This is a genomic window from Carnobacterium sp., assembly GCF_032094055.1.
Taxonomy (GTDB): domain Bacteria; phylum Bacillota; class Bacilli; order Lactobacillales; family Carnobacteriaceae; genus Carnobacterium_A.
On record NZ_DAMDAK010000010.1, the window covers coordinates 38,707 to 42,877 of the forward strand.

4 protein-coding genes and 1 pseudogene are annotated in these 4,171 nt (G+C 35.0%); all 5 read right to left on the reverse strand.

The annotated features are described in order from the left end of the window. A partial coding sequence (locus RT405_RS02920) for a helix-turn-helix domain-containing protein (RefSeq protein ID WP_313467414.1) occupies positions 1–188 on the reverse strand: 188 nt, incomplete at its 3' end. Between the two features lie 152 nt (positions 189–340). Next, the gene (ymfI, locus tag RT405_RS02925) at positions 341–1,066 is read right to left on the reverse strand and encodes an elongation factor P 5-aminopentanone reductase (RefSeq protein WP_313467416.1); all 726 of its coding nucleotides are present in this window, start codon (positions 1,064–1,066) and stop codon (positions 341–343) included. Further along, positions 1,063–2,364 (reverse strand): EF-P 5-aminopentanol modification-associated protein YfmH, encoded by a 1,302-nt coding sequence (yfmH, locus tag RT405_RS02930; RefSeq protein WP_313467418.1) that lies wholly within the window; start codon positions 2,362–2,364, stop codon positions 1,063–1,065. The genes ymfI and yfmH overlap by 4 nt, the downstream gene beginning before the upstream one ends. Continuing rightward, complete coding sequence (gene yfmF / locus RT405_RS02935) at positions 2,364–3,626, reverse strand: EF-P 5-aminopentanol modification-associated protein YfmF (RefSeq protein WP_313467420.1); 1,263 nt, start codon at positions 3,624–3,626, stop codon at positions 2,364–2,366. The genes yfmH and yfmF overlap by 1 nt, the downstream gene beginning before the upstream one ends. Before the next feature lie 131 nt (positions 3,627–3,757). After that, positions 3,758–4,171 (reverse strand): annotated as a pseudogene (locus RT405_RS02940) (ABC transporter permease); the annotation flags it as partial.

Below are 4,171 nucleotides of genomic sequence, written 5' to 3' on the forward strand. Positions count from 1 at the left end.
AAACCAACTGTATCAGCATACTGTTTAATAAACGCCCGTGCATAAAATTTACCCGGCATAACATTGTAATTGCCTTCTTCAATAGCTATTAAGTAACGTTTTTGTATTTTCGTCATTTGTTGTAAATCATCTAAAGTATATCCTTTGGCTTTTCTAGCTTCTTGCAATTTTTCGCCAATTTCGTTCATGTTAGTTTCACCTACCTGTTCTCTTGTTTAGAGAGCATAAAAAGCTCATATCACTATGATTATAACACACCAAAACACGTTGAAACATCTCTTTTTACTTATCCTGTTTTTTAAGAGTCCTGATAAAAATATTTTTTAGTTAACTAAACCATTTATTTTAACCAGCCGCCGCTCACAATAATAGATTGACCAGTCAAATAAGCACTTCTTGATTCTAATAATTGGTGTACCCAAAAACTGATTTCTGAAATGGTCCCCATTCGTCCAACAGGAATTTCTTCTTTTAATCCCGTTAATTCTAATTCTGTAAATGCTCCATTCATTTTCGTCTCGATAGCCCCGGGAGAAATAGCATTAACTGTAATCCCTAAACTTGCTACTTCTTTACTATAGGCTTTAACAAATGCCAATTGCGCTCCTTTGGTCGTACTATAAAAAACCTCCATCGAACTTCCCGTTTCTCCATAAATCGAGCTGATAAAAACAATTCGGCCATTAGGAGAGTGAGCCAGTTTTGATTGAAGCTTTTGAATCAATAAGACAGGCGTTTTTACGTGAACAGCCCACATTTTATCCATTGTTTCTGAAGTCACTTCTGTAAGTAATTGGAAAGTTGTAAAACCACTGGAGAAAATAATCGCATCCAATTGAAAAATACTTCTAATAAATTCTGGAATTCCCGCTTCAACTGTCATATCTAACTGCAGCCCAAAAAAATCTTGTTGCGGATAAGCAGCACGGTAGGTTTGCAATTGTCTTTCCACACTTTGGTAATCCGTATGGTAATGCAAATACAACGACCAGCCGCTTGCGGCCAATTCTTCAGCAATTCCTTTACCTATATCACCGCTTGCTCCCATTATTAATGCTGCTTTCATGCTTCGCCGTCTCCCTTAGGTAAAATGTGAAAGACACTCATGTGTTTTTCTTGCATAAACTCTTCTGCTAATACCTTTAATTGGTTCAATGTTATGCCTTCAATAATAGGCACAACGTCAAATAAAGTCGCTTCACCATAAGCTTGTTGACTGTATTGATTAGCAATATATTCTAGCGAGTTTAGCGATTGCAGCACTTGTCCAATCATTCTTTTTTTCACTAAGGTTAACTTCTCTTCAGTTAATTCAGGACTTTCCTTCGCTGTTAACAAAATCTCTTTTATAACTGTACTGAATGCTGCAGGATCTTTAGCATCGCCGCCGATATCTGCAAAATGAAAAGTACGATCCAAACTAAAATCATATGAAAAACTATCATCAATAATTCCTTTGTCATATAACTTCAAATAATTATCAGATGTCGGTCCCACCAATAACGTCAACAATAAATCCATAGCTGTTTTATATTCCAAAGCGGCTTTTCCTTTCGGTACTGGCCCAATGCCTTTAATGCCAATCATACTCTTTGCACGTTGAACTGGCATTTCGATAGAATCAAACGGTTTGATATCTGTCGCTGTTTCTTCTGGAAAATGACGTTTGATTGCGACAGCCGTCGGAAATTCTTTTTTGGCCTGGTTATCTCGGATCCATTGCATCATTTTTTCTGGATCCATTTTTCCCACAACAAACAAATTCATATTGCTTGGATGGTAAAATGTTTCATAACTTTCATATAACAAATCAGCGGTAATATCCATAATGCTATCCACTGTTCCTGCAATATCAATGTGCAAAGGATGTTTAGGATACATATTGCCAAGAATACCAAAAAATAAACGCCAGTCCGGTTCATCTTCATACATCTGTATCTCTTGAGCAATGATTCCTTTCTCTTTATTGACTGTTTCCTCAGTAAAATAAGGTTCTTGAACAAAATCTAATAACGTTTCTATATTTTCCAGCACATTGCTTGTACTCGAAAACAAATAACTTGTTTGCGTAAAACTAGTAAAAGCATTTGCTGATGCTCCAAGTTTTCCAAAGGTATTAAAAACATCACCATCTTCTTTTTCAAACATTTTATGTTCTAAAAAATGTGCAATCCCATCTGGAACCCGAATCATTTCTTTTTTTCCAAGCGGAACAAATTGATTGTCTATTGAACCGTATTTAGTAGTGAATAATCCATATGTTTTATGAAATCCATTTTTAGGCAGTAAAGTAACCGATAATCCATTCGATAATGTTTCTGTATATAGGGTTTCATCTAATTGCTCATAATTTTTTTTCTCCATTACTTAACCTCCCCCGATAAGAAAAATGCAGCTTTTAATTTCACATGATTGGCAACATCCATAATATCCTCTTTTGTTACTTTATCAATATTAGCCAACCAATCTTCCAAACTTATTATTTCTCCCTTAGCCAATTGATTAGCATATATGCGTTCAATGATTGCTCCAGAATTATCTTCTGATTGCAGCAATTGATTTTTCAGCATTTCTTTTGTTTGATTTATAGCTTCATCCGTAAAATTGCCGGACTGGATTTCTTTTAACTGCAGCGTAACGATTTTTTTTACTTGTTCCATTTTTTGACTGTCAATACCCGTTTGTACGATCAGCATTCCTCTAAAAGTATCTAAAGAACTAGAGGCATAATAAGCTAAACTTTCTTTTTCTCTTACATTTGTAAATAATTTAGAATGAGGAAAGCCACCAAATAAACCATTAAACACTTGTCCTGCATAGTAGTTAGCTTGATGGTAAAAAACATCTGTCCCATAACCCAAGTTAAACTTAGCTTGAGTAATTTCTTGCCGTTCTGTTTTTAAAATGACTTCTTCAACTGGAGGCTCGCTATAAAAAGCTGTTTGTGCCATTTTTTTTCTTGCTTTAAAAGGAAACTCTTTGAATTTTTCAGCTATTTCATTCTCATTTACATCGCCTAAAACATATAAATCGACTTGATCATTTAAAAGCATTTCTTGATAATACTCATACAACGAAGTAGCTGTGAGATCTGCTAAATCTTGTTTTGTTCCAATACTTGGAGTTTGTTGCCCTTTATCTTCGAAAAAAAGTTTCTGTAGTTCTAAACTAGCATAAGATTGTTTATCATCTGCTATAGAATCATAATAATTCACCAAATTTTCTTTTTCTCGTTCAAATGTTTCTTCGTCAAAATGTCCATTTAAGACATTTGGTTGAAAAATAACTTCTTTCAAGAAAGCAATTGCCTCAGATAAAACAGAATCTCCCATAGTCAAATACTTTTCGTTCACTACATTTAAAGAAACTGTCAGAATATGAAAAGTGCCTTTTTTACTAACTGCAGTACCGAAACTAGCACCGTAAAGATGAGACAATTCACTTCTTAAAGCTGTTTGTGTTGGGTATTTTTTACTATTCGTTTCAATTAAGCTGGATATCAACGCTCTTTTAGTGATACTTTTTTTATTTAAAGGGGCACAAAACTTTGCAACTATTCTTACCGTTTTATATTTTTTGCTTGGTAAAACATGCAAATTAACGCCTTCGGTTAATTGGATGGACATTCTTTTTCCTCCTCATTGTATAAAACAATCTATTCCTTAATCATAGATGAAAACCGTAAAAAAGTGAAGTATTGAATTCACTACAAAAAAACAATCAAGAGATTTCTCTCCCAATTGTTTTTTACACTCTTTTATTTTGATTTGATATAAGTCTTACCATTTGCTGCAGGTCCTTCTGATTTACCGATAACTCCTACCAATACGATAATCGTGATCAAATAAGGAGCGATTTGCAGCCAGACACTTGGTACATCTTGGATAAATGGGATATAGTTGCCAATTACACCTAAACTTTGGGCAAATCCGAAGAAAATCGCTGCGCCCATTGCACCTAGTGGGTTCCATTTACCAAAAATCATAGCTGCCATTGCGATAAATCCTTGTCCCGCAATAGTTGAGCCTGAAAAGTTCAATGAGATAGCTTGAGCTTGAATAGCTCCTCCCATTCCACCCAAGAGACCGGATAACAATACACCAGCATACTTGGTCATGTATACATTAATACCTAAAGTATCTGCGGCTTGGGGGTGTTCCCCAACTGATCT